At 64.6% G+C, this 26,323-nt stretch carries 26 protein-coding genes; 13 read left to right on the forward strand and 13 right to left on the reverse strand.

The genetic code is table 11. The features are described 5' to 3' along the window. Window positions 1–10 precede the first annotated feature (10 nt). Window positions 11–1,126 carry a succinylglutamate desuccinylase/aspartoacylase family protein gene (locus ACFOYU_RS02875; RefSeq protein ID WP_377032323.1) on the forward strand — a complete coding sequence of 372 codons (1,116 nt, stop codon included), beginning with the start codon at window positions 11–13 and terminating at the stop codon, window positions 1,124–1,126. Window positions 1,127–1,397: 271 nt separating this feature from the next. Continuing rightward, window positions 1,398–2,981 carry a peptide chain release factor 3 gene (locus ACFOYU_RS02880; protein WP_377032324.1) on the forward strand — a complete coding sequence of 528 codons (1,584 nt, stop codon included), beginning with the start codon at window positions 1,398–1,400 and terminating at the stop codon, window positions 2,979–2,981. Between the two features lie 5 nt (window positions 2,982–2,986). Here ACFOYU_RS02880 and ACFOYU_RS02885 read toward each other — a convergent pair whose 3' ends face one another. The 7 genes from ACFOYU_RS02885 to ACFOYU_RS02915 form a co-directional block, all read right to left on the reverse strand. Further along, a complete protein-coding gene (locus ACFOYU_RS02885; protein WP_377032325.1) occupies window positions 2,987–3,349 on the reverse strand; it encodes a DUF3088 domain-containing protein in 363 nt (120 codons plus the stop codon). Next, window positions 3,346–4,248 (reverse strand): sugar kinase, encoded by a 903-nt coding sequence (locus tag ACFOYU_RS02890; RefSeq protein WP_226737416.1) that lies wholly within the window; start codon window positions 4,246–4,248, stop codon window positions 3,346–3,348. Before ACFOYU_RS02890 ends, ACFOYU_RS02885 begins: the two co-directional genes overlap by 4 nt. Window positions 4,249–4,330: 82 nt before the next feature. Beyond that, the gene (locus ACFOYU_RS02895) at window positions 4,331–5,122 is read right to left on the reverse strand and encodes a hypothetical protein (RefSeq protein ID WP_377032326.1); all 792 of its coding nucleotides are present in this window, start codon (window positions 5,120–5,122) and stop codon (window positions 4,331–4,333) included. An 84-nt stretch (window positions 5,123–5,206) separates the two neighbouring features. Beyond that, entirely contained in the window at window positions 5,207–6,115 is a 909-nt protein-coding gene (locus ACFOYU_RS02900; RefSeq protein WP_377032327.1) for an N-acetylglucosamine kinase, read from the reverse strand. A gap of 41 nt (window positions 6,116–6,156) precedes the next feature. Further along, window positions 6,157–7,050, reverse strand: coding sequence for an N-acetylmuramic acid 6-phosphate etherase (locus tag ACFOYU_RS02905; RefSeq protein ID WP_226737410.1), 894 nt, complete (start codon window positions 7,048–7,050; stop codon window positions 6,157–6,159). 102 nt (window positions 7,051–7,152) lie between these two features. Then, window positions 7,153–8,178, reverse strand: coding sequence for a serine hydrolase domain-containing protein (locus ACFOYU_RS02910; protein WP_377032328.1), 1,026 nt, complete (start codon window positions 8,176–8,178; stop codon window positions 7,153–7,155). A 10-nt stretch (window positions 8,179–8,188) separates the two neighbouring features. After that, on the reverse strand, window positions 8,189–9,286 hold the full coding sequence (locus ACFOYU_RS02915) for an anhydro-N-acetylmuramic acid kinase (RefSeq protein ID WP_226737406.1): 1,098 nt from the start codon (window positions 9,284–9,286) through the stop codon (window positions 8,189–8,191). Between the two features lie 140 nt (window positions 9,287–9,426). Here ACFOYU_RS02915 and ACFOYU_RS02920 point away from each other — a divergent pair, with 140 nt between their 5' ends. The 4 genes from ACFOYU_RS02920 (at window position 9,427) to ACFOYU_RS02935 (ending at window position 13,207) form a co-directional block, all read left to right on the forward strand. Beyond that, on the forward strand, window positions 9,427–10,926 hold the full coding sequence (locus tag ACFOYU_RS02920) for an ABC transporter substrate-binding protein (RefSeq protein ID WP_377032329.1): 1,500 nt from the start codon (window positions 9,427–9,429) through the stop codon (window positions 10,924–10,926). 71 nt (window positions 10,927–10,997) lie between these two features. After that, entirely contained in the window at window positions 10,998–11,945 is a 948-nt protein-coding gene (locus tag ACFOYU_RS02925) for an ABC transporter permease (protein ID WP_377032330.1), read from the forward strand. A gap of 3 nt (window positions 11,946–11,948) precedes the next feature. Continuing rightward, window positions 11,949–12,773, forward strand: coding sequence for an ABC transporter permease (locus tag ACFOYU_RS02930; RefSeq protein ID WP_377032331.1), 825 nt, complete (start codon window positions 11,949–11,951; stop codon window positions 12,771–12,773). Beyond that, window positions 12,770–13,207, forward strand: a complete 438-nt coding sequence (locus ACFOYU_RS02935; protein WP_377032332.1) for a GNAT family N-acetyltransferase — start codon at window positions 12,770–12,772, stop codon at window positions 13,205–13,207. Before ACFOYU_RS02930 ends, ACFOYU_RS02935 begins: the two co-directional genes overlap by 4 nt. On the opposite strand, the gene ACFOYU_RS02940 is transcribed toward ACFOYU_RS02935, so the two are convergent. From ACFOYU_RS02940 to ACFOYU_RS02960, 5 genes are read right to left on the reverse strand one after another with little or no spacing between them, the layout of a single operon-like run. Continuing rightward, window positions 13,204–14,271 carry a Gfo/Idh/MocA family protein gene (locus tag ACFOYU_RS02940; protein ID WP_377032333.1) on the reverse strand — a complete coding sequence of 356 codons (1,068 nt, stop codon included), beginning with the start codon at window positions 14,269–14,271 and terminating at the stop codon, window positions 13,204–13,206. The two genes, ACFOYU_RS02935 and ACFOYU_RS02940, sit on opposite strands and share 4 nt — an antisense overlap. Before the next feature lie 17 nt (window positions 14,272–14,288). Next, window positions 14,289–15,425: an N-acetylglucosamine-6-phosphate deacetylase gene (gene nagA, locus ACFOYU_RS02945; RefSeq protein ID WP_377032334.1), complete on the reverse strand. Its 1,137-nt coding sequence runs from the start codon at window positions 15,423–15,425 to the stop codon at window positions 14,289–14,291. Beyond that, complete coding sequence (locus ACFOYU_RS02950) at window positions 15,422–16,477, reverse strand: SIS domain-containing protein (RefSeq protein WP_377032335.1); 1,056 nt, start codon at window positions 16,475–16,477, stop codon at window positions 15,422–15,424. Before ACFOYU_RS02950 ends, nagA begins: the two co-directional genes overlap by 4 nt. Then, window positions 16,467–17,252, reverse strand: coding sequence for a GntR family transcriptional regulator (locus ACFOYU_RS02955; RefSeq protein WP_226737392.1), 786 nt, complete (start codon window positions 17,250–17,252; stop codon window positions 16,467–16,469). The genes ACFOYU_RS02950 and ACFOYU_RS02955 overlap by 11 nt, the downstream gene beginning before the upstream one ends. After that, window positions 17,233–18,129, reverse strand: coding sequence for a BadF/BadG/BcrA/BcrD ATPase family protein (locus tag ACFOYU_RS02960; protein ID WP_377032336.1), 897 nt, complete (start codon window positions 18,127–18,129; stop codon window positions 17,233–17,235). Before ACFOYU_RS02960 ends, ACFOYU_RS02955 begins: the two co-directional genes overlap by 20 nt. Window positions 18,130–18,533: 404 nt before the next feature. On the opposite strand from ACFOYU_RS02960, the gene ACFOYU_RS02965 reads away from it, so the two are divergent. The 7 genes from ACFOYU_RS02965 to ACFOYU_RS02995 all read left to right on the forward strand — a co-directional run bounded on the left by ACFOYU_RS02965 (window position 18,534) and on the right by ACFOYU_RS02995 (window position 25,340). Continuing rightward, the gene (locus ACFOYU_RS02965) at window positions 18,534–19,793 is read left to right on the forward strand and encodes an ABC transporter substrate-binding protein (RefSeq protein WP_377032492.1); all 1,260 of its coding nucleotides are present in this window, start codon (window positions 18,534–18,536) and stop codon (window positions 19,791–19,793) included. A gap of 69 nt (window positions 19,794–19,862) precedes the next feature. Next, window positions 19,863–20,822 carry a carbohydrate ABC transporter permease gene (locus tag ACFOYU_RS02970; protein WP_377032337.1) on the forward strand — a complete coding sequence of 320 codons (960 nt, stop codon included), beginning with the start codon at window positions 19,863–19,865 and terminating at the stop codon, window positions 20,820–20,822. A gap of 7 nt (window positions 20,823–20,829) precedes the next feature. Beyond that, complete coding sequence (locus ACFOYU_RS02975; protein WP_377032338.1) at window positions 20,830–21,663, forward strand: carbohydrate ABC transporter permease; 834 nt, start codon at window positions 20,830–20,832, stop codon at window positions 21,661–21,663. Between the two features lie 34 nt (window positions 21,664–21,697). Next, window positions 21,698–22,798 carry an ABC transporter ATP-binding protein gene (locus tag ACFOYU_RS02980; protein WP_377032339.1) on the forward strand — a complete coding sequence of 367 codons (1,101 nt, stop codon included), beginning with the start codon at window positions 21,698–21,700 and terminating at the stop codon, window positions 22,796–22,798. A gap of 108 nt (window positions 22,799–22,906) precedes the next feature. Further along, a complete protein-coding gene (locus ACFOYU_RS02985) occupies window positions 22,907–23,194 on the forward strand; it encodes a hypothetical protein (RefSeq protein WP_226737380.1) in 288 nt (95 codons plus the stop codon). A 33-nt stretch (window positions 23,195–23,227) separates the two neighbouring features. Next, window positions 23,228–24,019, forward strand: a complete 792-nt coding sequence (locus tag ACFOYU_RS02990) for a 2-keto-4-pentenoate hydratase (RefSeq protein WP_377032340.1) — start codon at window positions 23,228–23,230, stop codon at window positions 24,017–24,019. Between the two features lie 172 nt (window positions 24,020–24,191). Beyond that, window positions 24,192–25,340, forward strand: a complete 1,149-nt coding sequence (locus ACFOYU_RS02995; RefSeq protein ID WP_377032341.1) for an amidohydrolase — start codon at window positions 24,192–24,194, stop codon at window positions 25,338–25,340. Between the two features lie 71 nt (window positions 25,341–25,411). On the opposite strand, the gene ACFOYU_RS03000 is transcribed toward ACFOYU_RS02995, so the two are convergent. Continuing rightward, window positions 25,412–26,161: a LuxR C-terminal-related transcriptional regulator gene (locus ACFOYU_RS03000; protein ID WP_377032342.1), complete on the reverse strand. Its 750-nt coding sequence runs from the start codon at window positions 26,159–26,161 to the stop codon at window positions 25,412–25,414. Between the last annotated feature and the right edge of the window lie 162 nt (window positions 26,162–26,323).

A 26,323-nucleotide genomic window follows, 5' to 3' on the forward strand; every position in this document is an offset into this window, starting at 1 on the left:
CCCGGTTATCATGAGAACAGAACAGATCGCCCTCTCCCCGCTTGCGCCCGGCGCGAGCCTCTCGCTCACGGTTCACCGCTTCGGCGAGGCCGGCGCCCGTCCGCGCGTCTATGTGCAGGCTGCGCTGCATGCGGACGAGATTCCCGGCATGATCACGGCCCATCATCTGCGCGAACGCCTCGTCGCGCTCGAGGCCGAGGGCCGGATCAAGGGCGAGATCGTCCTGGTGCCGTCGGCCAATCCCATCGGCCTCGCCCAGAGGGTGCTGGGCGAGCCAATCGGCCGCTTCAACCTGGCGGACGGGGTCAACTTCAACCGGGGCTATCCCTATCTGGTGCCGAAGGTGGCGGAGAGGATCGAGGGCAGGCTGACGGAGGACGGGGAGGCGAATCTTCGCCTGATCCGCGAGGCCCTTCGCGCCGAGCTGAGCGATTGGGAGACGGGGAACGCCGCCGAGGTTCTGAAAAAGACCCTGCTCGGCCTGGCGATCGAGGCCGATCTGGTGCTGGACATGCACTGCGACTCGGAGGCCGTCGTGCATCTCTATACCCATACCCGGTCCGCCGAGGCCTTCGCGCCGCTCAACGCGCTGCTCGGCTCCCACGCCTTCCTCCTGGCCGACGAATCGGGGGACGACCCCTTCGACGAGGCCTGCAGCCGCCCCTGGGCCGAACTGGCGGACCGGTTCCCCGACCGGCCGATCCCGTTCGGCTGCCACTCGACCACCCTCGAATTTCGCGGGGAGCGCGATGTGAGCCACGAGTTCGCCCAGGCGGATGCCGCGGCCTTGGTCGATTACATGATCCTGCGCGGAGCCATCGCCGGGGAGGCTCCGAAGCTGCCCGCACCCCTGTGCCGGCCGACGCCTCTGGCCGCCTCCGAGCCTGTTCAGGCTCCGGCCTCGGGCATCGTCGTGTTCAAGGCGAAGCCCGGAGACAAGCTGAAGGAAGGGGATGTGATCGCTGACATCGTCGATCCGCTGACGGGTGCGGTGACGCCCGCCCGCTCACCCGTCGACGGGGTAATGTTCGCCCGCATCCTGCTGCGCTTCGCCAGCGAGGGGCAACGTCTCGCCAAGATCGCGGGCACCAATGCCCGGCGTACGGGCAAGCTCCTGAGCGCATGAGCGCAAAAAGAAAGGCCGCCCGAGGGCGGCCTTTCCATTGTCGGTCCGCGGTCCTGATCGACCGCGCCTTTGTGCGTTACGCACGAACCTCGGCAGAGGCCAAGATCCAGGTCACGGCAATCTGGGACCGCTGGGTATGACAATGAGACACTGGATCACCTCCTTTCGTTGTTGACGGGAAAGCCCAATATAGGGTGAGAAGTCCAAGACGTAAGAGGCGGGCCCTGCGGCGTTCTGCCCCCCGCTTCCGAACCCAGAGAATTTGAGAACCATGACCGATCTTCCGGCTCCCGTGAGCCGCCGCCGAACCTTTGCGATCATCTCCCACCCGGACGCGGGCAAGACCACGCTGACCGAGAAGCTCCTGCTTTTTGGAGGCGCGATCCAGCTCGCCGGTGAGGTGAAGGCCAAGAAGAACCGCGTCTCGACCCGCTCCGACTGGATGGGCATCGAGAAGGAGCGCGGGATCTCGGTCGTGACCTCGGTCATGACCTTCGAATACGGTGACTGCGTCTTCAACCTGCTCGACACGCCGGGCCACGAGGACTTCTCGGAGGACACCTACCGGACGCTGACGGCGGTCGACTCGGCCATCATGGTCATCGACGCCGCGAAGGGCATCGAGGCGCGCACCCGCAAGCTGTTCGAGGTTTGCCGGATGCGCGACATCCCCATCGTCACCTTCGTCAACAAGATGGACCGGGAGGCCCGCAACCCCTTCGATCTCCTCGACGAGATCGAGAAGACGCTGGCCCTCGACACGGCGCCGGTCACCTGGCCGATCAGCCAGGGCCGCAACTTCGCCGGTACTTTCGACCTGCGCCGCAACCTCGTGCGCCGCATCGATACGGACGAGGAGCCGACGCAGGTTTCCGGGCCCGACGATCCGGCCCTGCTGGGCCTGCTGCCGCCCGAAGAGGTCGATGCCTGGCAGGAGGAGGTGATGCTGGCGCAGGAGGCCTGCAAGCCCTTCGATCTCGCGGCCTTCCGCGAGGGGCATCTGACGCCGGTCTTCTTCGGCAGCGCCCTTCGGAACTTCGGCGTGCGCGACCTCATCGACTCGCTGGCCGCCTATGCGCCGCCGCCACGCGGGCAGGAGGCGGACAAGCGGCTCGTCCAGGCGGGCGAGAACCGCATGACCGGCTTCGTGTTCAAGATCCAGGCCAACATGGACCCGAACCACCGGGACCGCATCGCCTTCATGCGGATCTGCTCGGGCAAGCTCCAGCGCGGCATGAAGGCCAAGCTCGTGCGCACGGGCAAGCCCATGAGCCTGAACACGCCGCAATTCTTCTTCGCCCAGGATCGCGCCATCGCGGACGAGGCCTGGGCGGGCGACGTGGTGGGCATTCCGAACCACGGGACGCTGCGCATCGGCGATACGCTCACCGAGGGCGAGGACATCGTGTTCCGGGGCGTGCCGAGCTTCGCGCCGGAAATCCTGCGCCGCATCAAGCTGCAGGATGCCATGAAGGCGAAGAAGCTGCGCGAGGCGCTGCAGCAGATGGCCGAGGAGGGCGTCGTGCAGCTCTTCGTGCCGCAGGACGGCTCGGGCGCCATCGTGGGCGTCGTCGGCGCGCTGCAGCTCGACGTGCTGAAGGAGCGCCTCCAGGGCGAATACGGCCTGCCGATCGACTACGAGCCCACGCGGTTCACCATCTGCCGCTGGATCACGGCGGCGGACCGCATGGAGCTCGACCGCTTCATCGACAGCCATCTCTCGTCCATGGCGCGCGACCTCGACGATGCGCCGGTCTTCATGGCGGCCAACACCTTCAACCTTCAATACGAGATGGACCGCTACAAGGGGATCCAGTTCTCGGACGTGAAGGACTACCAGAAGAAGGCGGCGTAAACCGGTCAGGGGTGAGGTTCGGGAAAGCCGTGGCGGAGGCTCAAGGCTTTCAGGATCTCATCCTTGTCCGCGATGAAGCGAAGGCCCCCGCGGGTTCTGCTCGCCAGATCCGCCGGCGCATCCTCGGCCAGGACCAGAAGCGGCAGCGACTGGTTTTCCTCGCCCACAAGGTCGATCACGGCCTTGCGCGGACGGGGCCAGGCGATCCGCTCCACGTCGATGCGCGCGGCCAGGGCCGGAAAAGACGCGAGAATGCCTTCCAGCAAGGCGCAGTGCCAGCAGTAGAAGCGCTTTCCCGGATAGGCCGGGTCCTCGAAGTCGGGCTTGAGCAGAAACAGCCTGTCGCGTGTCGCCGGCGCGGTCTTCATGCCGCCAGACGCCGCTCGGCGAACTGTTCCTGCGTGCGGGCGATATCGGCGAGGGAGGGCAGGCTCGCCTCATTGCCCAGCCGCTGAATGGCGTGTGCGGAAGCCGCGCGCGCGAACACGAAGTGCTCGCGCCAGGGCAGTTCGGGCCGGGCCATGGCTGAATAGACATAGGCGCCATGGAAGATGTCGCCGGCGCCGTTGGTGTCCACGACGGATTCCGGCGGTACCGCAAGGGCAGGCATCACGCTCTCCGCTCCGGTCTCGTCGTACCAGACGAGACCGCGCTCACCGAGCGTCACGCCGCCGATCCGGCAGCCGCGGCCCTTGAGATAGGTCAGCATTTCGCCCGGCGTCATGTCCATCTGCTCACACAGGCGCTCGGCCACGATGGCGACGTCGATGAATTCGAGCAGTTCATGCGTGTTGGAGCGCAATCCGCCGCCGTCGAGGGAGGTCAGAATGCCGGCCTCGCGGCAGGTGCGGGCATAATGCATCGCCGCGTCGGCCTGGTGGCCGTCGAGATGCAGAGCCATGCAGCCGGTCAGGTTCAGCGGCGGGACCGGGTGCAGGTAGTGATCGTCGCGGCAGCGCACGATGGCGCGCTTGCCGCCCCGCGGCATGATGAAGGACAGGGAGGATTCCGCGACCTTCCGGTGGTGGACGGAGATGCCGTATTTCGCGGCCATGTCCACGAACATGCGCCCCAGCCAGTCGTCCGCGATGGAGGTGAGCAGGTCCGGCGCGATCCCGAGCTTGGCGCAGGCGAAGGCGGCGGTGACGGCATTGCCGCCGAAGGAGATCGCGTAGTCCCGTGCCACGGTCTTTTCGTCGCCGGTCGGAAGCTCGTCCGCCAGGAAGGTCACGTCGATATAGGTCTGGCCAACAAAAAGAGCGTGCATCGCTGAAAATCGTCCCAAGCTCGGTTTCGGACGGGAGAGTCTTGGCCGAGGATGCAGGATTGTGCAAGCGCCCCACCTTGTCTCAGGGGGGTGTCCCGCCCGCCATGATGTGCAGCGCCTCGCGCACGGGTTCCGGTGAGAACCGCAAGGGACCGTCGAACGGGCGCTCCCGGATCCCGATCAGGCCCAGGGAAATCACGACCGCGACGGAGAAGATCGACAGGGCAGCCGCCTGGGCCCTCGGCTTCTCCAGGTGGACGATGCCGATGGCTACCTGGGTCACGAGGGCCAGCAGGATGACGGCGGCCCATTTCGTGCGGTCGGTGCGGTCCCCGCTCAGGGCCAGCCGGTCGTAGCGCGTGCTGCGGAGCTTCAGAACCGTGTCGAGGAGGGCGGTCTGGGCGGCCTGCCCGGCCTCGGCGCCGACCTGGGGGTTGGAGACCCGCGTGAGCAGGTCCAGGAGCGCGGCCCCGGCCTTGGAGGAGCTCTCCTGGGACGCCATGCGGGGCCATTCGTCGTTGACGAGGGCATCCGCGTAGAGCTGCGCCGCCGCGCGGATGTCGTTCATGTCCGAAACGGTGGCGATGCTGATGGCGTGAAGCGCCAGGAGCCCGTCCCGTTCGGCCAGGATGACGCGGCTGGCCTGCCGGTTCCGATCCCAGACATCGTTCGCCAGAAAGCCGGTCAGGAGAGCGAACAGGACCGCGACCGAGCCGAAGAAGGGTGCGACCACGCCGCCGAATGTCGAGGCCCGGGGCCGGGTGAGCTGACCGAAGGAGAGCCAATGGACGAGAAAGGCCGAAGCGGCGAACAAGAGGGCGAGGGCGCCGAAGATGCCCCAGACGGGCATGTCGAGCCATGTGTCGAAGATCACCGCATTCCCCGCATGATGTTGGAACGGTCGAACCTATACGGTTTCGCTTCGGCCGGCCACAAGGCCGGCAGGAGGGGAGATCGTTCAGCTCCTGTGGAGCGTTGCCGCCAGACGGGCGGCGGTCAGCGCGGCGTCGAGGTCGCTTGCGATGAACTCCACCGGCGCCGCGAGATCCTTGCGGAAGGCATCGGCGACGATCCCGTGCAGGCGCGAAGAACCGCCCACGAGCGCGACGGGACGGGGGCCGAGACGCTTGATGAGGCAGTTGGCGAGACGTGCCAGCTCCTGACCGGCGTCGCGGAGAATGCCGAGGGCCGTCGGATCGCCTTTCGCCGCCGCCTCCCCGACGGCACGCGCCAGGGAGCCGATCTTGCCCCGGTCGCCGCCATAGACATAGGAACGGACGATGTTCCAGTCCGTGCCGCCGAGCGCATCGGCAAGGCAGGTGCCGAGAAGGGTGGTCCAGCCCTCTCCCGGGGTTTCCTCCTCGGCGCGCAGAACGGCCTTCAGGGCCTCGCGGGCGATCCAGAAGCCCGAGCCGCCGTCGTCGATCAGGTTGCCGCGCCCGCCGACCCGGATGACCTCCTTCTCCTCCGACAGGTAGTAGCCGATCGAACCCGTGCCGCTATAGACGAGGATGCCCTCGCCGAGCGCGAAATAGGACAGGTAGGCGATCCACATGTCCTCTGCGACGAAGATCTTCTCCTGCGGCAGGCCGAAGGCCTCCGCGAGGATGGCGCGCATGGTCGCCTCGGCGGGCGTCTCGCGGGTCAGGCCGGTGATTCCCGCGATGATGCCGAGGGGATTTCCCGTCTGCGAGACAGCCTGGGCCATGCCCGTGACGATGTGCCTGGCCCGCTCCACGGCGGCGGGGGAGAAGAGGTGGCCCGTCAGCGGCTCGACGGTGCCCTGAGCAATGCACGCGCCGCTTTGGTCCGCCAACCGCCAACGCGTGGCGGTTCCGCCCGCGTCGATGCCAAGCCCCAGCGCCATGACATTCCGCCTTCTTCGTTCGGCTGTTCTGTGCGCCGGCCTCAATCCTTCGATCGGGAGAACTGTGACAGGGCTTGGCGCAAATTTCCACCGCTGCGGGCCAGCGTCGCACGGGCGTCGTCGGGGCTCGCGCCGAGCGCGACGAGGGCTGCCGACTTCAGGTCGCCGTCGGCCTTACCGAGGGCCTCGATCGCGGTTGCGTCGTCGCAACCGGTGATCTGGGACACCATGACCTCGCTCCGCCGCCGCAGCTTTGCATTGGTGGCGCGCATGTCGACCATGAGGCCGCCATAGACACGGCCGAGGCGGACCATGACGAGGGTCGAGAGAAGGTTGAGGATGATCTTCTGCGCCGTGCCGGCCTTCATGCGGGTCGAGCCGGCGATGACCTCCTCGCCGGTCTCGGCCAGGATCGGGTGGGAGCAGGCTTCGAGGATGGGGGCTCCGGCATTGTTGGAGATGCCGATAGTCTGGGCTCCGCGCGCCTTCGCTTCGGTGAGGGCGGCGATGGTGTAGGGCGTACGGCCGCTGGCGGCGACGCCGATGACCACGTCGTCCGCGCCTACATCGGCCTTCTTGACCCCTGCGATGCCCTCCTCGACGGAATCCTCCGCGTTCTCGACCGCCCGCATGATCGCGCCTTCGCCGCCTGCGATCAGGTAGACGATCCTATCGTCGGGCCAGTTGAAGGTGGGGGGCAGCTCGGTGCCGTCCTGCACGCCGATCCGACCGGATGTGCCCGCGCCCACATAGACGAGCCGGCCGCCGCGGCGCAGCCGCTCGGCTGCGTCCTCGGCGGCGGCGGCAATCGCCGGCAGGGACGGCCTCACCGCCGCAACGGCGGAGAGCTGCCCTTCGTAGAATGCGGAGAGAATGTCGAGGCTGGGCCAGGAATCGAGGTCCTGGAAACGGGTGCTGAAGTTTTCGGTGGCCATCACGATGATCTTTCTAGAGACCAGTATAAGTCCAGTCCGGGGCGCCAGCAATCGCGCCGGCTGCATCCCGGTCCTGCATTCGAGAGATTTTTGACGACGTGCTTAAGGCCGCACGCGTGCATCGAACAGGGTTACGACCTGTTCGCCGGTGGCGCGGCGCAAGGCGACGATGCCGCTGTCCCTGTGACGGCTCGGATGCACTCGGTTGGTCAGGAGCGACCATGCCATCCTGCGGTCGAAGTCGATCCACAGGCCGGTGCCCGTGAAGCCCGTATGGCCGATAGTGGCGGGGGAGCACGCATCGCCTCCATGCCAGCCGGCATAGAACCCCTCCCAGCCGACCGTGCGTTTCTCGGACTCCCGGGTGCGAATGGCCTTGAGGGATTGCGCCGAAAGGCCCGAGCCATCCAGGACGGAAAGTGCGAAGTCGAGCACCGCATCGATGGTGCCGAAGAGACCTGCGTGACCCGATGCGCCGCCGAGGGCAAAGGCGTTCTCGTCATGCACCTCGCCGCGAATGACGCGTCCGCGCCACGTGCAGCGCTCGGTCGCTGCGCATTGGCTCGGGTCCGGACGGAAGGTGAAGCCGGCGGGCAGCGGCTGCTCGATCAGGGGCTCGCCCGTGATGCGCTCGATGGCGATGCCGAGCAGCATGAAGTTGATGTCGGAATAGACCGGAGGCCCGCTCCGCCACACCCGCTGCAGGATGAAGGCGCGCAGGGTGTTCGGGTCCTGGCCGTAGGTGTAGAGCGGCTCGACCGCCGGCAAATGGGTCTGGTGCGCAAGACATTGCCGGAAGGTGAGGCGCCGCTCGGCGGCGTTCATGTCGTACTGGCGCAGGTCCGGAATAGCCGTCGTCAGCGGATCGTCCAGGCCGATCCTTCCCTGCTCCACGAGATGCAGGATCCGCGTGGTGGTAAAGATCACCTTGGTGAGGGAGGCGAGGTCGAAAACGGTCTCGCGGGCCATCGGCCGCCGCTCGGGCTCGATCTGCGCCGCGCCCTGCCAATGGACGGCGCGGGCGCCGTCCGCCGTCACCAGCCCGAGAGCTGCGCCGGGAATGTTGCCGTCGCCAATGGCGGCGGCTGCGGGCGCGAAGGCCTGCTCGATCAGGTGCGTCAGGGACATGGGTTGCCGATCAGGCCGCGCGGTGCAGCTCGCCGCCCGGCATCGGACGGGGCACGCCCGTGGTCGTCGGAAGGCTCAGGGGCAAACCTTTCGTCGAGCGCACGGCAAGATAGCCGAAGGCCTGGGCCTCGAGAAAATCGCCGTCCCACCCGACGGTTTCCACCGGCTCGACGCTCACGCCTAGACGCTCGCGCAGGCGGCGCATGAAATGGGCATTCCGCCGCCCGCCGCCGGTGACCAGCCAGCGCAGGGGCGTGCGGGGCACGTGGCGCAACGCGGCCACGACGGATTCGACGGTGAACTCCGCAAGCGTCGCGGCCCCATCGGCATCGGAGAGCGCTTCCACGCCCTTGGCGCGGGCATGGAAGTCCTGACGGTCGAGGGACTTCGGGGCAGGGCGGTCGAAGAAGGGGTTCGTCATGAATTCGGCCACGAGCCTGGGATCGGCCGTGCCGGAGGCGGCAAGCTGCCCGTTCTCGTCGAAGCTCAGGCCTCGCCGACGCAGGACGAAGTCGTCGAGGAGCGCACTGGCCGGGCCGGTATCGAAGGCGATCACCACGTCGCCATCGATATAGGTGACATTGCCGACGCCTCCGAGGTTGAGGATCATCACGGGCTGTTCGAGGCGGCTGGCCAGCGCCCGGTGATAGAGCGGCACGAAAGGAGCGCCTTCTCCGCCGGAGGCCACATCCGCGTGGCGGAAGCGGTCGACCGTGTCGATGCCGAGCTCCTGCGCCACGCGGGCGCCGGTGCCGAGCTGGCGGGTGAAACGGATCTCGGGGCGGTGGTAGACCGTCTGTCCGTGAAAGCCGATGAGGCTCACCTCCGCCGCAGGCACTCCCGCCTCATCCATGAAGCGGCGGATGGCGTGGATGTGCGCCTCGGTCACCGCCCGGTCGAGATCCTCCAGCGGTTCGCTCTGGGCCCGCGCCGGCTCGGCGATCAGATCCTGCAGGCGGCGCCGCAGGTCCTCCGGATAGGAGAAGGTCCGTCCGGGACCGGGGTTGACGATGGTGTCTCCGTCCGTCTCGACGATGGAGACGTCGATGCCATCCATCGACGTGCCGCTGATTACGCCGATTGCCTTGACGGTCGAACGTTGCGCCATCGATGCACTCCAGAAAGCAGGTTGTGCTGCGGACCATACCACATGCCCATCGGCGGTCCAGAGTGGTATGAGATTGGACCATGACAGGTCCACAGCGATGGCCTATAAAACCCTTGCGGCTTGCAAGGGAGAAAAGACGCATGTTCAGGTCAGCACTGCGCAGCGCCATGGGCGCAGGATTCATGATGGCGGCAATGGCTTCCGCCTCGGCTCAGGTTCTGGAGATCGGCGCGGACAACAGCCCGACCGGCCTCGATCCTCACCTCATCACCGCCTTTCCGAGCTTCATGGTGGTCAACGGCAACATCTATGAGGGCCTCACCGCCGTCGACAAGGATCTGAAGGTCGTTCCGAGCCTCGCCGAATCCTGGACGGTGTCTTCCGACGGCAAGACCTACACGTTCAAGCTGCGCGACAACGTGAAGTTCCACGACGGTTCCGCCATGGAAGCCGAGGACGTGGTCTCCACGATCAAGCGCGTGCAAAGCAAGGAAATCGCTTCCCCGCTCGCGAGCCGTCTCTCCGCCATCGAGAGCGCCAATGCGGTCGATCCGCGGACCGTGGAGCTGAAGCTGAAGGAGCCCTCCGCGCCGCTGCTCGCCTCGCTCGCCACCATCGCCATCGTTCCCAGCTCGGTCGAAACCAACAAGGACGTGCTGCAGAAGCAGCCGGTCGGCACGGGGCCGTTCAAGTTCCAGGAGTGGCAGCCGAACGGCTTCATTCTCCTCGCCAAGAACGACAACTATTGGCAGCAGGGCCTGCCGAAGCTTTCGGGCCTCAAGTTCAACATCGTGCCTGAATCCGCCACCCGTCAGGTCGGCCTCACCAACGGCCAGTATGCCCTGCTTCCGAACATCGATGCGGCGACGGCGCTGCAGCTCAAGGGCAAGCCGGGCGTCAAGCTCTCGGAGACGCTCGAACTCGCCTATACCCTCATCGGCATGAACGTGTCGAAGCCGCCCTTCGACAACCCGAAGGTGCGCGAAGCGGTGAACTACGCGATCAACCGCCAGGAGATCGTCGATGCGGCGCTGTTCGGCGCCGGCGTTCCCGGCGGCCCGCTTTCGCCGGCTCTGAAATCCTGGGCGCTCGATGTGAAGGAGTTCCCCTGCTATTCGCACGATCCGGCCAAGGCCGAAGCCCTATTGAAGGAATCCGGCGTTTCGCTGCCGATCAACGTCACCATGAACGTCCTGCCGCGCCAGGACATCAAGGACGTTGCCCAGGTCGTTCAGGAGCAGCTGAATAAGGTCGGCTTTAATGTCGAATTGAAGAACCAGGAGCAGGGCCAGTTCATTCAGGATTGGCGCAACAGCAACTTCGACATGTTCGCCTCCCTCAATGCGGGCAATCCGGACCCGGACGAGTATTTCTACCGCACGTTCCGCACGGGCGGCTCGACCAACGTGTTCAAGTACTCGGATGCAGAGATCGACCGGCTGCTCGACAGCGCCCGCACCATGCAGGACCAGGCGGAGCGCAAGAAGGCCTACGATCAGGTTCAGAAGAAGCTCGCCTGCTCGGGCCCGGTCGCGCACCTGACCTACGGCACGCTGTTCTCGGCCATGCGCGACAAGCTGCAGGGCTATGAGGTCATGCCGAACCGTTCGCTCTCGACCCTGCGCGACGCAACCTACTAAGCCTTACCCGCCCTGGCGCCGCCTCCGAAAGCGACGCCGGGGTCTTCTTCGAACGAAGTCTTAATTTAGAGATGAATCGAGTTCTTTTCTCGCGGCTCATCGATCTGATCGTCGTTCTGTTCGGCGTCTCGATCATCGTGTTTCTGATGATCCGTCTCATCCCCGGCGACGCGGTCGCGATCATGCTCGGCGCAAATACGGAAATCACGCCCGAGCGCATGGCGGAGCTCAAGAGTCGTGTCGGCCTCGACCGCCCGATCGTCGAGCAGTACCTGCTCTGGGCCGGCGCGGCTCTTCGCGGCGATTTCGGAACATCCCTCTGGACCGGACGCCCCGTCTCGACGGAGATCATGATCCATCTCTGGCCGACGCTCGAACTGACTTTCCTGTCCCTCTTCATCGGCGCCGTCCTGGCCGTTCCCGTGGGATGCCTGATGGCGCAGACCCGCGGCGGCGCCGCGGATGTAGCGATGCGTGTCGCAGCCATCGCAGGTCTCACCATCCCGTCCTTCTGGCTGGGCATCGTGCTGATCCTGCTGCTGGCGACCCTCGCACCCAGCTTCGCCTCGCTCGGCTATGTGCCGTTCACCGAGGATCCCATCGGCAATCTCCAGCGGATGCTGCTGCCGTCCATCGCCCTGGCGCTGCCGATCCTCGCCAACCTCTCGCGCCTCGTGCGCTCGGCCATGCTCGATGCGCTGGGGCAGGACTACATCCGGACCGCCCGCGCCAAGGGCCTGAGCGAGCGCAAGGTCGTCTACAAGCACGCCCTGCGCAACGCCCTGATCCCGTTTCTGACCAGTGTCGGAATCATGACCGGCTATCTGCTCGGCGGCGCCATCGTGGTCGAGCAGGTCTTCGCCATCCCCGGCCTCGGCCGCCTCATCCTCGGGGCGATCGCGGAGCGCAACTATCCTGTCATCCAGGCCACCATTCTCGTGGTCACGGCCGGGTTCGTGCTGGTGAACTTCCTGGTCGATCTCCTCTACATCGTCGTCGATCCCCGCGTGAGAGCCTGAGCCGTGTCGCGTCTCGCCAAGAACAAGCTCCTGAGCTTCGCGCTCTTCCTCGTGGTGCTGCAGCTCGTCCTCGCCATCGGCGCTCCCCTGATCGCGCCCTACGATCCCATGGCGCAGAGCATCGCCCGGCGCTTGCGCGGGCCGACCGAGCTCAACTGGCTCGGCACGGACCAGCTTGGACGCGACGTGCTGACCCGCATCCTCTACGGCTACCGCACCTCGCTCATCGCCTGCGTGCTCGCCGTGGGAGTCGCGCTACTCGCAGGCGGCTCGCTCGGTCTCGTCGCCGCCTATTACCGCGGCTGGCTCGACCGGATCATCATGCGCGTCATGGACGTGCTTTTCGCCTTTCCGGTCATGCTGCTCGCCATCGGCATCATCGCGGTGCTCGGTCCCCATACCTACAGCGCCGCCGCCGCCATCGCCGTGGTCTACACGCCGATCTTCGCGCGGCTCCTGCGGGGACCGGCGCTGGTCCTGTGCGAAAGCGAATACGTGGCGGGCGCAAGAGCCATCGGCGCATCGGATGCGCGCATCATCTTCCTGCACATCCTGCCGAACCTCGCCTCCGTCATCCTGGTGCAGACGAGCCTGCTGCTCTCCGCGGCCATTCTCGTCGAGGCCTCCCTGTCCTTCCTGGGGCTTGGCACGCAGCCGCCGACGCCCTCGCTCGGCCTAATGCTGTCGGAAGGCCGCAATTTTCTGCAGCTCTCGCCCTGGAGTGCGATCTTTGCGGGATTCGCGATCCTGTTTCTCTCCTTCGGCTTCAATCTTCTAGGCGATGCTCTGCGCGACACTCTCGACCCGCGCCTGCGAGGCCAATCGTGATCGTCAGATGCGCCGACGCCGAGGACATTCCGGCGCTGGCCAGGGTCGCGGAGCGTTCCTACCGAGCTGCCTTTCGGGATATTCTGGAAGGGAGCGTTCTCGCTGGTCGAGATGCCGCCTTCTTCAGCGACCGCTTCGCGTCATCCTGGAAACGGATGCTCGTCGTCGTTCGTCGGGATGCTCCAATCGGCTTCCTGCTCATGACCGACGGGCATATCGACATGCTGTTCATGGATCCCGATGCCGCTGGCAGGGGGGCGGGTGCGCTGCTTCTGCAACGGGCTGAGTGCCTAGGTGCGAAAAGCCTGGAATGCTTTCGCGACAACCACGGCGCCCGGAGGTTCTACGAGCGACACGGCTGGCGCCTCGCGCGGGAATACGAGCGCGCCTTTGCGGGACGCGAGCGTAGCTTCGTCCTGTATGAGAAGCCTTAGAGCGAAACCACGCGCCCGGTCCGAACAGCCTCGTCGGCCGCGAGCACGATGCGCAAGGACCGGACTGCATCGTTCATGTGATCGGTCAGATCGAGGTCCTCGTCGATGGCGTGGAGCAGATAACGCTGCTCGCGTTCGCATAGATCGTCATGGTTCGGCTCGTCCGCCGTGTCGATCCTCTCGTCCTCCTTGGCGAAGGTTCCGTCCGGCTTCAGTGCGGCGTGGTGGAGCAGGATCTGGTTCGTCTTCGTATGGGCGTTGATGTCGGCCGATTTGATGTCTCCGGCGGTCTCGGCCATGACGATGCTGACGCTGCCTTTCGGGCCGATGACGTCCTTCACGAAATAGGCCGTCTCGCTCATCATCGGACCCCAGCCGGCCTCGTACCAGCCGACGGATCCGTCGTCGAAGGTCACATGGAGATGGCCGTAATTGTACATGCCCTCCGGCATGTCGTCGGTCAGCCGCGTGCCGACCCCGTGCACCTGGACCGGTTTCGCCCGGGTAATCTGGCACATCACATCGACGTAATGCACGCCGCAATCCACGATGGGCGAGAGCGATTGCAGGAGCCTCTTGTGGGCGTCCCAGGCCGTGCCGCTCGATTGCTGATTGAGGTTCATGCGGAAGACGTGAGGTGTTCCGAGGGTCTTCGCAAGCTCGATGAACCTGATCCAGGACGGGTGATGGCGAAGAATGTAGCCGATGACGAGTTTGCGCTTCGTCCGGATCGCCGTCTCGACCACGCGTTCCGCATCCGCCACCGTATCGGCGAGCGGCTTTTCCACGAAGACATGCGCTCCAGCCTCCATGGCCTTTATGGCGTAGGGGGCGTGGGTGTCCGACCAGGTATTGATGGAGACCACGTCGGGTCTGGTTGCGGTCAGCGCCTCCTCGAAATCCGTGAAACGGGGGGCTTGCTGCAGCGGGGCGGGAAGCTGCAGATCCTCGACGTTGCGGGTGCAAAGGCCTACGATCTCATAGCCATCGATACGAGAATAGGCGAGGGCGTGGGACATTCCCATATTGCCGAGACCGACGACGAGAACCCGCTTCACGCTCATCAGGACACCTCTTCTGCTTATTCGCTGTCGCCGTCGATCCAGGTCTGGCGTACGTGCAGGCCTTCGTCGAGAAGGACAAGACTCGCTCGGTAGCCTGGAGCGATGCGGCCGAGTTCGTGGTCCATGCGCAGGAAGGCCGCGGGGGCGAGAGAGGCCATCCGCAATACGTCCGGCAGGGCCAGGCCGAGGCGGGTCACGCTGTTGCGCACGGCGCTGGCCATATCGAGATCGGAGCCCGCGAGCGTTCCGTCCCCCGTGGTCAGCTTCCCGTCCTTTCTGTAGATCGTGCGCCCGTGCAGCTCGAAATGAGCCAGGTCCGTTCCGGTCACCGACATGGCGTCGGTCACGAGCATCATGCCTTCCATTCCCTTCGCCGCAATGGCGATGCGCAGGGATGCGTCGCTCACGTGATGGCCATCGACGATGAGTCCGCACCAGGTGCCCCTGCTGTCGAGGGCTGCACCCACCGGCCCGGGTTCCCGGCCGGCGAAAGGCGGCATCGCGTTGAACAGATGGGTAAAGCCCCTCAGGCCGTGCCGGCAGGCCTCCATGATAGTGTCATAGTCGCCGGCGGTGTGTCCGGCGCAGACCAGGATTCCGGCGGCAGCGAGCCGGGCGATCATCTCCATGCTGTTGCATTCGGGCGCCAACGTCACCAGGGTTCGGCCTTCCTCGATCGAGGTGAGGATACGAAGATCCTCCTCCTCCATCGGGCGCATGTAATCGGGGTTGTGAACGCCCTTGCGCTCCCGATTGATGAAAGGCCCTTCCACATGGATGCCGAGCACGCCTGGAGTGCGTGCGGCCAGCGCCGCCCGCATGGCCTCCACGGCCTCCGCCATGCGCTCGCGGGTATCGGTGATGAAGGTCGGCAGGAGACCGACCGTACCAAAGGATCGATGCGCCTGCGCAATGGCTCGGATGCACTCGACGCTGCGCACGTCGTTGAACAGCATCCCGCCGCCGCCATTGACCTGCACGTCGATGAAGCCTGGCGCGAGGAGACCCTCGATCCGGCGCCGCTCGATTCCGGCGCCGAGGTCCGCCTCGTGTGGAACGGCGAGGATGCGGCCGTTCTCGACGACGACCGCGCGCCCTTCGAGGATGTGGTTCCCGTCGAAGACGCGGGCTCCCGTCAGAGCGAAGGGCATCATACGGTCTCCGTCACCTTGCGCAGGCGGGGAGGGTTGTCCGGATTGCGCCCCCGTGACAGGGCGATGGCGTTCACCAGGGGGTAGAAGCTCTGAATCATGGCGATCGGCGCGAGATAAGGATGGGTGTTCTCGACCGACGGCAGCATGACGGTGGCGGGCCCTTCCGCCGCGCCTGCTACGACCACCGGAACCCCCTGTTCGTTGAGCTTCGTGACGAGATCGTTGACGCCGCTCAGGGTCTCGTCGCGCTGGCTGAGAACCAGGATGGGGAAGTGGTCGCCCGCCAGCGTCCAGGGACCATGCATCAGCTCTGCGGAGCTCATGGCCTCGGCATGGATCCCCGAGGTCTCTTTCAGCTTGAGCGCCGCTTCCTGCGCCACGGCGAAGCCGACCCCGCGCCCGACGACGAAGAGGTTGTCGGCCTGCGACAGGAGCGGAAGAGCCTCCGACCAGTCTGTGGCGGAGGCCTGCGCCAGCACGTCCGGCAGCGTATCGAGCGCCTTCAGCAACTCCTCGTCCTGCGACCAGTGCGCCACGAGTTGCAGCCCGGCCGCCAGCGCGGCGATGAAGGATTTGGTTGCTGCGACGCTCTTCTCCGGTCCGGCATGAAGGGGCAGCACGATCTCGCAGGTCGAAGCCAGGGGAGAGGATGTGTCGTTGACGAGCGCCACCGTGAGCGCGCCGTCCTCGCGTCCCGCATTGGCGAGATGCAGGATATCCGGGCTGCGGCCCGACTGAGAGACGGCGAGAAAGAGCGCGTCGCGCATACGCGGCCGCGCCTCGTAGACGGAGGTCACCGATGGGCCGACGGAAGCCGTCACGAGGCCTGAATGGATCTCGAGCAGATACTTGGCGAAGGTCGCCGCATTGTCCGAGCTGCCGCGGGCGCAGGTCACGGCGAAGGGCGGCGGCGCGAAGCGAAGACGCTCGCCGAGATCGCGGCAGAGAGCGGCATTGCTCTCGAGAAGGCGCGCGACCACCTGCGGAGCCTCCCGCGCCTCCCGCAGCATGGCCGTCATGGCAGGAGCGGAGTTGTTCTCGTCAGACATCATCACTTTGCATCCGGTCGGGCTGGCTGATGGTCAGCTCGGCCACGAAGTCATAGGCATCGCCCCGGTAATAGGACGAGGTGAATTCCACGGCCTCGCCCGAGGCCGTGAAGGAGCGGCGTTCGATGTAGAGCGCCGGGCTTTGGTTGGGAACATGCAGCAGCGATGCCTGTTCCTCCGTTAGGAGGACGGCATGCAACCGCTGCAGGGCCCGGCTCGGCATGACGCCATGTTCGTGAAGCACGGCATAGAGCGACTGCTTCACGAGGGAGGGATCGGGCAGAAAGCGGCTCGGGACGACCGCATGCTCGATGGCCATCGGAATGCCGTCGGCCAGCCGAAGCCTGTTCACGCGACTCACGAGGTCGCCTGGCGACAACCCGAGCGCCATCAGCTCGTTTGGAGCCGCCGGTCCGATGGATCGACTCAGGAGCACCGCCGAGGAGGGCAGGCCGCGGGCGGACATGTCGTCCGTGAAGCTCGACAGCCGTGACAGGGGCTGTTCGAGCCGCATCTGCGGCGCGATGAAAGTGCCGGACCCCCAGCGTTGTACCAGGACACCCTTCTTGACCAGTCCCGTGATGGCCTTTCGGACCGTGACCCGGGAAATGCCGAGCTGCTTCGCGAGATCCCGCTCCCCTGGGAGAGCGTCGTCCGCCTTGATCGTTCCCTTCCTGACGGCATCCTCGATGGATTGCTGGAGCTGAAGGTAGAGTGGCGTGGGATTGCTCTCGTCGAGGAGAATGAGAGGCAATGCCTCAGAGGCCTGTTCGATCATTCCTGCCTCCGCTTTGAGCTGTCCGTCCCAGAAGAATCGCGCCGTCGAGTGCATCGGCTGCCGGAGGCACGATGGCATGCTGCAGCGGCGGCGGGAGCCAAGGGCGCAGGGGTTCGGCAAGTCCGCCGAAGATGCACAGCGCAGGGGCGCCGAGATCGAGCAGGCGGGTTGCGATCTGCGCCATCTCGTCGGCCGCGTTCCTGATCAGCTCGAGTCCGATCGAGTCGCGGCGCTGGGCATGTTCCAGGACCAGGGGAGCATAGCGCGCGTAGTCGCTCGGACGAGCCTTGCCGACCCAATCGACGAGAATCTCGGGATCATCGTTGAACTCGGCCAGAACGGTTCGGGACAGGGGGGTAGCGGGGATGCGCCCGTCATAGGCCCAGATGGTGCGCCGGAGTATTTCGCGGCCGATCGCGGCGCCGCTGCCCTCGTCGGAAATCTCATAGCCCCAGCCGCCGACATACTGGCGCCGTCCCCCGACGCAGCCATACCCGCAGGAGCCGGTTCCGACGATCAGTATGGCTCCATCGCCGCCGCCGAAGGCACCGAGCCATGCGGTGTGGGCATCCGTGTCGATGGCGAAGGAGGCAAAGGGGTGGGGGCGGGAGAGCAGGCGTTCGACGGCACTTTTCTGCCCGGCTCCGGCGGCGCCCATGCCGACCGGTATCCGCCGGAGATCCTCTTCCTGGAGGCCCGCCTGACGAACCGCCTCGCGGCATGCGGTGAGAATCGAATTCCAGACCAAATCGGGATCGAGCCGAATGTTCGAGGGGCCGCCAGAGCCTTCCCCCAGCAAGTTGCCCTTGTCATCGCGAAGCCGCGCCCGGCACTTCGTGCCGCCGCCGTCGATGCCAAGGAAAAGGAACTCACTCATCGCTTATGGTCTTGGGTCGTTCAAACGGGAGAGGCGGTGCTCACAGGGGCGTCACCATGCCACTTAATGTCCAGTTCGTGAAGGGGCGCCAGTTTGCAATGCCCAACCTCTTTCCGGTCGCGGCCGCAGAGGAAGATGTCATGTAGGGCGGTTCTGTCGAACGGGAGATAGGACGATGGTTCTAGAGAACAGGGCTTGAAAGGTCTATTGTGTTTCACTTCAGGCGATACCAATATGAGGTCACTTGTCCGTGTTCATTTCGGGTGAAACAGTCGTCGGGTTCGCCGGAAGATCAAGAACGCGTCAACGCGCACCGGACAATCAGGGAATCGATACGAGGCGCTTCTCGAAGCGCCCCGCGCACCGGAGGACTGAACAAGATGAAATCCCTTCACACCAAGACGATTTTGCGCCGGGTCGCACATCTGGCCGCCACGGCCTCGTTGGCCACTCTCGCTTTCGTGGGGACGGCTGCGGCGCAGACCCTCACCATCGAGAGCTGGCGCAACGATGATGCGGATGTCTGGAACAACAAGATCATTCCGGCCTTCAACAAGAAGCATCCGAACATCAAGGTCCAGTTCAAGGCCGATCCGCCGACCGAGTACAACGCCGCTCTCAACGCGCGCCTGGCCGGCGGCACCGCGGGCGACCTCATCACCTGCCGCCCCTTCGATGCCTCGCTCGACCTGTTCAAGAAGGGGCAACTCGTCTCCGTCAACGACGTGAAGGGCATCGAAAACTTCTCCGACGTGGCGAAAAGCGCGTGGTCCACGGACGACGGAAGCACGACTTTCTGCATGCCGATGGCCTCCGTGATCCACGGCTTCATCTACAACAAGGAGATCTTCGACGAGCTGAAGCTCACGCCGCCTAAAACAATGGCGGAGTTCCACACGGTACTCGACAAGATCAAGGCCGACGGAAAGTACACGCCCATCGCCATGGGCACCGCCGACCAGTGGGAGGCCGCCACCATGGGCTTCCAGAATATCGGCGTGAACTACTGGAAGGGCGAAGAAGGCCGCAAGGCGCTCATCGAAGGCAAGCAGAAATTCACCGACCCGGCCTATGTGAAGACCTTTGCCGAACTGGCAAGCTGGGCGCCCTACATGGGCAACGGCTATCAGTCGCAGAAGTACCCCGACACCCAGAATCTCTTCACCCTCGGCCGCGCGGCCATCTATCCCGCCGGTTCCTGGGACGTGCCGATCTTCCGCAAGGATGCTGACTTCGAGTTCGACGCATTCGCTCCCCCGCTGCCGGAGGGAGCCAGCAAGTGCTATATCAGCGACCATACGGATATCGCTCTCGGCATCAACGCGAAGTCGAAGAACGTGGAAGCGGCCAAGACCTTCCTGTCCTGGGTGGCCTCTCCGGAATTCGCTGAAATCTACGCCAACGAGCTTCCGGGATTCTTCCCTCTTTCGAAGGCCAAGGTCGACGTGAAGGATCCGGTCGCGGCCAAGTTCGTGGGCTGGCGCAACGACTGCGAGAGCTCGATCCGCAATTCCTACCAGATCCTGTCGCGCGGCACTCCCAACCTCGAGAACGAGCTGTGGAACGTCAGCGCGCAGGTCATGAACGGGACCATGAAGCCCGAGGAGGCTGCGAAGAAAGTCCAGGACGGGCTCGCGAGCTGGTACGAGCCGCACAAGAAGTAAGCGCTTTGCACGAGGCGGGCTGCAACTCCCGGCAGCCCGCCATTTCGTTTTCCCACGGACCGTTTCAGCATGTCGGATATCGCCGCCTCCGGTGTCCCGGTGGAAAGCACCGCTCAGCGTTCGCGCTTTCCGGTTCATATCCTGGTGTTTCTCGCACCTGCGCTGGTCATCTACACGGCTTTCTCGATCTATCCGCTGATCGATACGATCCGGCTCAGCCTCTATGCGGGTGACGAGACGGGCGCGCGCTATTTCGTCGGCCTGGGCAATTTCACGACGCTTCTGACCGATCCCGTCTGGGCGGATCAGTTCTGGAACGCGCTACGCAACAACCTGATCTTCTTCGCCATTCATATGGTGGTGCAGAACGGAATCGGTCTGGGACTCGCGATGCTGCTCAGCCTGCCGCACCTTACCGGCGGCAGCGTCTACCGCACGCTTCTATTCCTGCCGACCATGCTGTCCGTCGTCATCATCGGCTTCATCTGGCAGCTGATCCTCAATCCGCTTTGGGGCATTGCCGAAACGCTCCTCCAGGCCGTCGGGCTGGGAAGCCTCTTCGGGCCGTGGCTCGGGCAGGAATCGACCGCGCTGCTGACGGTCTCCCTCATTTCCGTGTGGCAGTTCGTCGGTATTCCGATGATGCTGATCTACGCGGCATTGATTAACATTCCTGACGATCTCCTCGACGCGGCGACGGTGGACGGAGCAGGGCCCTTCAGCGTTTTCTGGTTCGTGCGCCTGCCGCTGATCCTGCCGACGCTGGGGGTGGTTTCCATCCTGACTTTTGTGGCCAATTTCAATGCCTTCGATCTGATCTACGCGATCAAGGGGGCGCTGGCGGGGCCGAATTTCTCCACGGACATCCTCGGAACCTTCTTCTACCGCACTTTCTTCGGCTATCAGCTTCAAATGGGCAGTCCGACCATGGGCGCGACGGTGGCGACGGCCATGCTCGTCATCATCCTCATCGGAGTGCTGATCTATCTCTTCGGCGTGCAGCGGCGCCTGCAGCGGCACACATTCTGAGGGCGCCATGAAAGCAAATGTCCGCCCCAGCCGCATCGCCGTCCATATCGCCCTGACCCTCTACACGATCCTGGCTATCGGGCCGATCGTTCTCATTCTAATCAATGCCTTCAAGACCCGGCGCGCGATCTTTGCCGACCCTCTCGGCTTTCCGGACGCTCGTACCTTCACCACCATCGGCTTCGACCGCGTGTTCTCCAACTCGGATTTCGGCCTCTACTTCTTCAACAGCTTCACGGTCACGATCGTGTCCTTGGGACTGATCATCCTCATCGGCGCCATGGCCGCGTGGGCGCTGACGGAATACCGCTTCTGGGGCAATACCCTTCTCAGCCTCTATCTCGCCATCGGCATCATGGTGCCGATCCGCCTGGGCAGCGTGAGCATTCTGCAGATGATGGTGGAGCTCAACCTGGTCAACACTCTTACGGCGCTCATCCTCGTCTACGTGGCGCAGGGGCTGCCGCTCGCGATCCTGATCCTCGGCGAGTTCATCCAGCAGATTCCGAAGGACCTGCGCGATGCGGCCCGCTGCGATGGAGTGAGCGAGTACCGCATATTCGGCAGCATCATCCTGCCCCTGATCCGTCCTGCCATTGCGACGGTCGCCGTATTCACCATGGTGCCGATCTGGAACGACCTCTGGTTCCCGTTGATCCTGGCGCCGGGCGACGGCAAGCAGACCGTGACGCTCGGCGTGCAGCAGTTCATCGGTCAATACGTGACCGACTGGAATGCGGTCCTCGCCTCGCTGACCCTGGCCATCGCGCCCATCCTCGTCCTCTATCTCCTCTTCTCACGCTACCTCGTCCGCGGTCTGACGGCCGGGGCGGTCAAGTGAGGCGTGCGTCGCCTCCTCTGCGGATCTGAACCACATGGCTGACGTCTCACTCCACAGCATCGCAAAGTCCTTCGGCACGGCGGAGATCCTGCGCGACATCAACCTGACCGTGGACGACGGAGAGTTCGTGGTCTTCGTCGGCCCCTCGGGCTGCGGCAAGTCCACCCTCCTGCGCATCATCGCAGGGCTCGAGCTGGTGAGCGGAGGCGAGATCCGGATCGGCGGAAGGCGCGTCAACGAGATGCCTCCGGCCGAGCGCAAGATCGCCATGGTGTTCCAATCCTATGCGCTCTACCCGCATATGTCCGTCTACAAGAACATGGCGTTCGGGCTGAAGTTCGCCAAAACCAACAAGGCGGAGGTCGACCGCCGCGTGCGGCAGGCCGCGGAAATCCTGAAGCTGTCGGCTCTGCTCGACCGCAAGCCGAGGGAACTGTCGGGCGGGCAGCGGCAGCGCGTGGCCATTGGCCGGGCCATCGTGCGCGAGCCCAGCGTTTTCCTGTTCGACGAGCCGCTCTCGAACTTGGATGCGGCGCTGCGGGTCAACACACGGCTCGAGATTGCCAAGCTCCATCGGGACCTCGGGGCGACGATGATCTACGTCACCCACGACCAGGTCGAGGCCATGACCCTGGCTTCCAAGATCGTCGTCCTCAACCATGGGCGCATCGAGCAGGTTGGGGCTCCGCTCGAGCTCTACCGGCACCCCCGCAACCTGTTTGTGGCGGGCTTCATCGGCTCCCCTCGGATGAACTTCATCAAGGGCCAGGTCCTCGGGCTGGACGATACCGGTGCGACCATCGCCTTTGCCGGGGCGCAGGCCGAGGTTCGCACGAGGCCCGGGGCACTGAAGGCGGGAGACGAAGTCACCGTTGGCGTAAGACCCGAGCACATGGCGGAGAGGGCGGCGGAAACCATCGCGCTCCAAGGCCGGATCGATGCGGTGGAGAGACTGGGCGAGGCAAGTTTCGTCTATATGCGTCTCGACGGGGGTGAGGATGTGATCGTGCGAGCCCCCGGCGATGAGCCCGCGGTGCCGGGCGAGCGCTTCACAGCCTATCTGTCCCGCGAGGCACTGCATGTCTTCGATGCCGCCGGCCAGGCCGTGATACCGACTTCCCGTTCCATGCTCTAAGGGATTAGAGTGGATCGTGGCGACGTCATGAGATGCTCGTGGCCACAAGCCGACATGTGCCGAGCCGAGCCCTGACAGAGCGAGGCTTCCCGAGCATCCGAACACGGCATGCTCGACCAGATCAGGGATGGACCGCCAATGAGCGCCGATAACGCTACGCTGAAAGAGAAGCTGCTGGACCAGTGGCAGAAGATTGCGGTCGATCTCGTGAGGGAAGGAGTGCCTGCCGAAGTGGTCTTTGAAACCATGCTCACCGTCGGACTTGCCGGCCAGGTGGAAATCTACGGCAAGGATGGCGCGGCAACGAAGCTCGCCGCGATAGCGCAACAGCTCTCGGAACAGGCAAGGCAGGAGGCCGAGGCCCTGCGCGAGGCATCGTCCGCGACGAAGAACTGAACTGACGCCGGTACTGTAAGGACGACAAGAACGATGGTTCATGCTGAAGCCGCGGCTGCCGCTCTGCTCAAGGAGCACGATGACCGGACGCCGTTCCACTCCATCCGTGCCGATTATTCAATCGATGACCTGGACGATGCTTACGAGATCCAGGCAAGCCTCGTCAGGCGCCTTCGCGAGCGAAACAATGCGGACATCGCAGGATACAAGATCGGCCTGACCTCTCCGCGCATGCAGACCATGTGCGGCATTCCGCATCCTATCGGCGGCTCCGTTCTCCGAAACCGCGTGCATGCCTCAGGAGGCGAGGCCCTGCTGTCCGATTTCGTTCATCTCGGGGTCGAGTGCGAGATTGCCGTTCGGATCGGTCGCGATCTCAGCGACGGATACCTGCCTTCCACCGTCGGGGAAATGGCAGAGGCCATCGCCGGCATCGCTCCGGCACTTGAGCTCGTGGAGGATCGCCAGGCGGACTACAAGTCTCTCGACATGCTCACGCTGGTTGCCGACAATTCTTGGAATGCCGGTGTCGTTCTCGGCGAATTTCGCGAGAGCTGGCCCGATTTGGAGGCCGTCGAGGGCGTCGTCGAGCGGAACGGCGAGGTTCTCGACCGGGGGCACGGCCGTGACGTGATGGGGCATCCTTTCGTGCCCCTGCTTTGGCTTTGCCGGCACCTTGCTAAGCGCGGGAACGCCTTACGGGCCGGCGATATCGTGATGACGGGCAGCATGACCCCGACGTATTTCCCTTCCTCGGACGAGTCGATCCGCTTCTCGCTCGGCTCCTTAGGGGCCGTCGAATACCGGTTCAAGGCTCGGGACTGACAGGGCAATCGCCTCAGGTCCGGGTCAAGTCGTCCGGGCTCTGGACCAGCACGAAACCCACGTCAGTCATGGACAAGGGAGCCGAGGAGTGTTTTCCGCCTTTTCACCCGTCCTTGTATCTGCAACAGATCGTTGGATCCCTCATGCCTTTCCTGTCCCGTGGAGATAATCCATGTTCCTGACCAACCAAGACGTGGCCGAGCTGACCGAGTGGCGGCGCAAGCTGCACCGAATGCCGGAATTGTCCGGGCAGGAGGCGGAGACGGCGCAGGAGGTTCAGGCCTTCCTGTCGACGACGGGCCCGGATCGGATCATGTCAGGGCTCGGCGGGCATGGCGTTGCGGCAATCTATGATGGCCGGGAGCCGGGGCCGACGGTGATGGTCCGGGCGGAACTCGACGGCCTTCCGATCGAGGAGATATCGGATATTCCCCATCGCTCGGCCGTCCCGGGGAGGGCGCATCTGTGCGGCCATGATGGACACATGGCCGTTCTCGCCGCCCTGGCGCGGGGGCTGGGCCGCCAGCGCCCTCAGCGCGGACGCGTGGTCCTGCTGTTCCAGCCGGCCGAGGAGGATGGGTCCGGAGCCGCCGCGGTCGTGGCTGATCCGAATTTCCTCGACATCAAGCCGGATCTTGCCTTCGCGTTGCACAACCTGCCCGGAATGCCCCTCGGGCGGGTCGCTCTCGCCGAGGGGCCAGTAAACTGCGCCTCGCGGGGAATGAGCATCACCCTCACCGGGAAGACGGCCCATGCCTCGATGCCTGAATTCGGAGTCTCGCCAGTCCATGCGGCGGCGAAACTAATGCCGGCGCTCACGGGCCTTGGTGGCGGGACGGTCTTCGAGGAGGGGTTCGCCATGGTGACCGTGACCCACGCCAGAATCGGCGAGCCAGCCTTCGGCGTCGCGCCGGGACGGGCCGAAATCTGGGCCACGCTGCGGACGCTGACCGATGCCGGGATGGATGATCTCTGTGCAAGAGCGGAGGGGCTGGCGACATCGGTTGCCCGGGAGAGCGGCCTCGGCATCGAAACCGCCTATCACGACATCTTCCACCATTGCGAGAATGCGCCCGAAGCCGTTGCCCAACTGCGCCGCGCTCTCGATCTTGAAGGCATCCCTTACGACAGGGGCGATCTGCCGATCCGTGCCTCGGAGGATTTCGGGCGTCTCGGCCAGAACGCTCCGGCGGCGATGTTCTTCCTGGGGGCAGGCGAGAAGCATCCGAGCCTCCACAACCCCGACTACGATTTTCCGGACGATCTGATCGGAATCGGAGCGCGGGTGTTCATGCGAACCCTGCGCAACATCCTTGGATAAGGCGACGAGCAGAGATGCGGTGGGGTTCTCACGAGGAGACTCCACCGCGAGGAAGACGGCTTGATAAAGGACTAGAGACCCTGATGCCGCTCCGAAGCCGGAGCGAGAGGCTCGTCCAATCCCGCATTCAGGTGACCGGTGGCCCACATCGCCGCCTGGGTCCGGTTGGCTGCGCCGATCTTCCGAAGAATGGTCTTCACGTGCACTTTGACCGTCGCCTCGGCAACGTCGAGCCTGCGCGCGATGATCTTGTTCGGCGCGCCTTCCATCAGACAGCGCAGGATCTCGGCTTCCCTGTTCGAGAGCTTGTGAGCTTTCGTATCGAGCAGCCTCACCGGTGCGGCCGCGGCCGAATCATCAGGCTGATGTTTACGGCTGCGGGATGCTTGGGAAAGCAGCTCAAGTGCCAGCCCGGCCGGGACGAAGGTTTCGCCCAACGTCACCAGTTCAAGCACCTTGACGAGGGCAGCCTGGCTGATGGTTGTCGTGCAGAGGCCGTCCAGGCCCGCCTCGTAAACCCGGAACAATTCCTTGGGCTCGAGATCGTCAGCAAGGGCGACCACTCGTGCCGCTGAGCATCGGGCCTTCACGGCCGAAACAATATCCGCCAACTCATCGGCGGAACGGCTTTCCCCAATGATGAAGAGAAGAGGCGCGGCGTCGGCGGGAACGGATGGAACGGACCTGTACTCGACAATCTCGTCGGAGACGAGGAAGCATGTGTCTGCAAGCATCTGTGTGATACCTGCGCGAATAACCGAGTTCTTGCAGATCAGGAGAGTTTTCACGTGCTGGCCCGGAGCATTGATCGATGAAAGCATATGTTCTCCAAAGCTACTGTCAATTCTTATCAGCCGTCCTGCCGTCACTTGCCATCGTTGAATGAGTCACAGGCGAGCGTCGTTTGGATTCGATATGATTTGAATGGTGGAGCGCGACGGCGGGATACGCAAAGCGCAAGAAGCTTGGCTTTAACGCAGAAG

This window comes from Microvirga sp. GCM10011540, from assembly GCF_042650665.1.
Taxonomy (GTDB): domain Bacteria; phylum Pseudomonadota; class Alphaproteobacteria; order Rhizobiales; family Beijerinckiaceae; genus Microvirga; species Microvirga lenta.

Coding starts and splice junctions, on each gene's coding strand:
- ACFOYU_RS02890 (WP_226737416.1), bottom strand. CDS start 4,248: ATGCACGCTCTTTTTGTTGGCCAGACCTATATCGACGTGACCTTCCTG.
- ACFOYU_RS02955 (WP_226737392.1), bottom strand. CDS start 17,252: ATGATCGAACAGGCCTCTGAGGCATTGCCTCTCATTCTCCTCGACGAG.
- nagA (WP_377032334.1), bottom strand. CDS start 15,425: ATGATGCCCTTCGCTCTGACGGGAGCCCGCGTCTTCGACGGGAACCAC.
- ACFOYU_RS02975 (WP_377032338.1), top strand. CDS start 20,830: ATGAAAGCAAATGTCCGCCCCAGCCGCATCGCCGTCCATATCGCCCTG.
- ACFOYU_RS02985 (WP_226737380.1), top strand. CDS start 22,907: ATGCTCGACCAGATCAGGGATGGACCGCCAATGAGCGCCGATAACGCT.
- ACFOYU_RS02940 (WP_377032333.1), bottom strand. CDS start 14,271: ATGAGCGTGAAGCGGGTTCTCGTCGTCGGTCTCGGCAATATGGGAATG.
- ACFOYU_RS02880 (WP_377032324.1), top strand. CDS start 1,398: ATGACCGATCTTCCGGCTCCCGTGAGCCGCCGCCGAACCTTTGCGATC.
- ACFOYU_RS02915 (WP_226737406.1), bottom strand. CDS start 9,286: ATGGCGCAACGTTCGACCGTCAAGGCAATCGGCGTAATCAGCGGCACG.
- ACFOYU_RS03000 (WP_377032342.1), bottom strand. CDS start 26,161: ATGCTTTCATCGATCAATGCTCCGGGCCAGCACGTGAAAACTCTCCTG.
- ACFOYU_RS02980 (WP_377032339.1), top strand. CDS start 21,698: ATGGCTGACGTCTCACTCCACAGCATCGCAAAGTCCTTCGGCACGGCG.
- ACFOYU_RS02925 (WP_377032330.1), top strand. CDS start 10,998: ATGAATCGAGTTCTTTTCTCGCGGCTCATCGATCTGATCGTCGTTCTG.
- ACFOYU_RS02970 (WP_377032337.1), top strand. CDS start 19,863: ATGTCGGATATCGCCGCCTCCGGTGTCCCGGTGGAAAGCACCGCTCAG.
- ACFOYU_RS02905 (WP_226737410.1), bottom strand. CDS start 7,050: ATGGCCACCGAAAACTTCAGCACCCGTTTCCAGGACCTCGATTCCTGG.
- ACFOYU_RS02920 (WP_377032329.1), top strand. CDS start 9,427: ATGTTCAGGTCAGCACTGCGCAGCGCCATGGGCGCAGGATTCATGATG.
- ACFOYU_RS02995 (WP_377032341.1), top strand. CDS start 24,192: ATGTTCCTGACCAACCAAGACGTGGCCGAGCTGACCGAGTGGCGGCGC.
- ACFOYU_RS02910 (WP_377032328.1), bottom strand. CDS start 8,178: ATGTCCCTGACGCACCTGATCGAGCAGGCCTTCGCGCCCGCAGCCGCC.
- ACFOYU_RS02960 (WP_377032336.1), bottom strand. CDS start 18,129: ATGAGTGAGTTCCTTTTCCTTGGCATCGACGGCGGCGGCACGAAGTGC.
- ACFOYU_RS02885 (WP_377032325.1), bottom strand. CDS start 3,349: ATGAAGACCGCGCCGGCGACACGCGACAGGCTGTTTCTGCTCAAGCCC.
- ACFOYU_RS02900 (WP_377032327.1), bottom strand. CDS start 6,115: ATGGCGCTGGGGCTTGGCATCGACGCGGGCGGAACCGCCACGCGTTGG.
- ACFOYU_RS02875 (WP_377032323.1), top strand. CDS start 11: ATGAGAACAGAACAGATCGCCCTCTCCCCGCTTGCGCCCGGCGCGAGC.
- ACFOYU_RS02950 (WP_377032335.1), bottom strand. CDS start 16,477: ATGATGTCTGACGAGAACAACTCCGCTCCTGCCATGACGGCCATGCTG.
- ACFOYU_RS02990 (WP_377032340.1), top strand. CDS start 23,228: ATGGTTCATGCTGAAGCCGCGGCTGCCGCTCTGCTCAAGGAGCACGAT.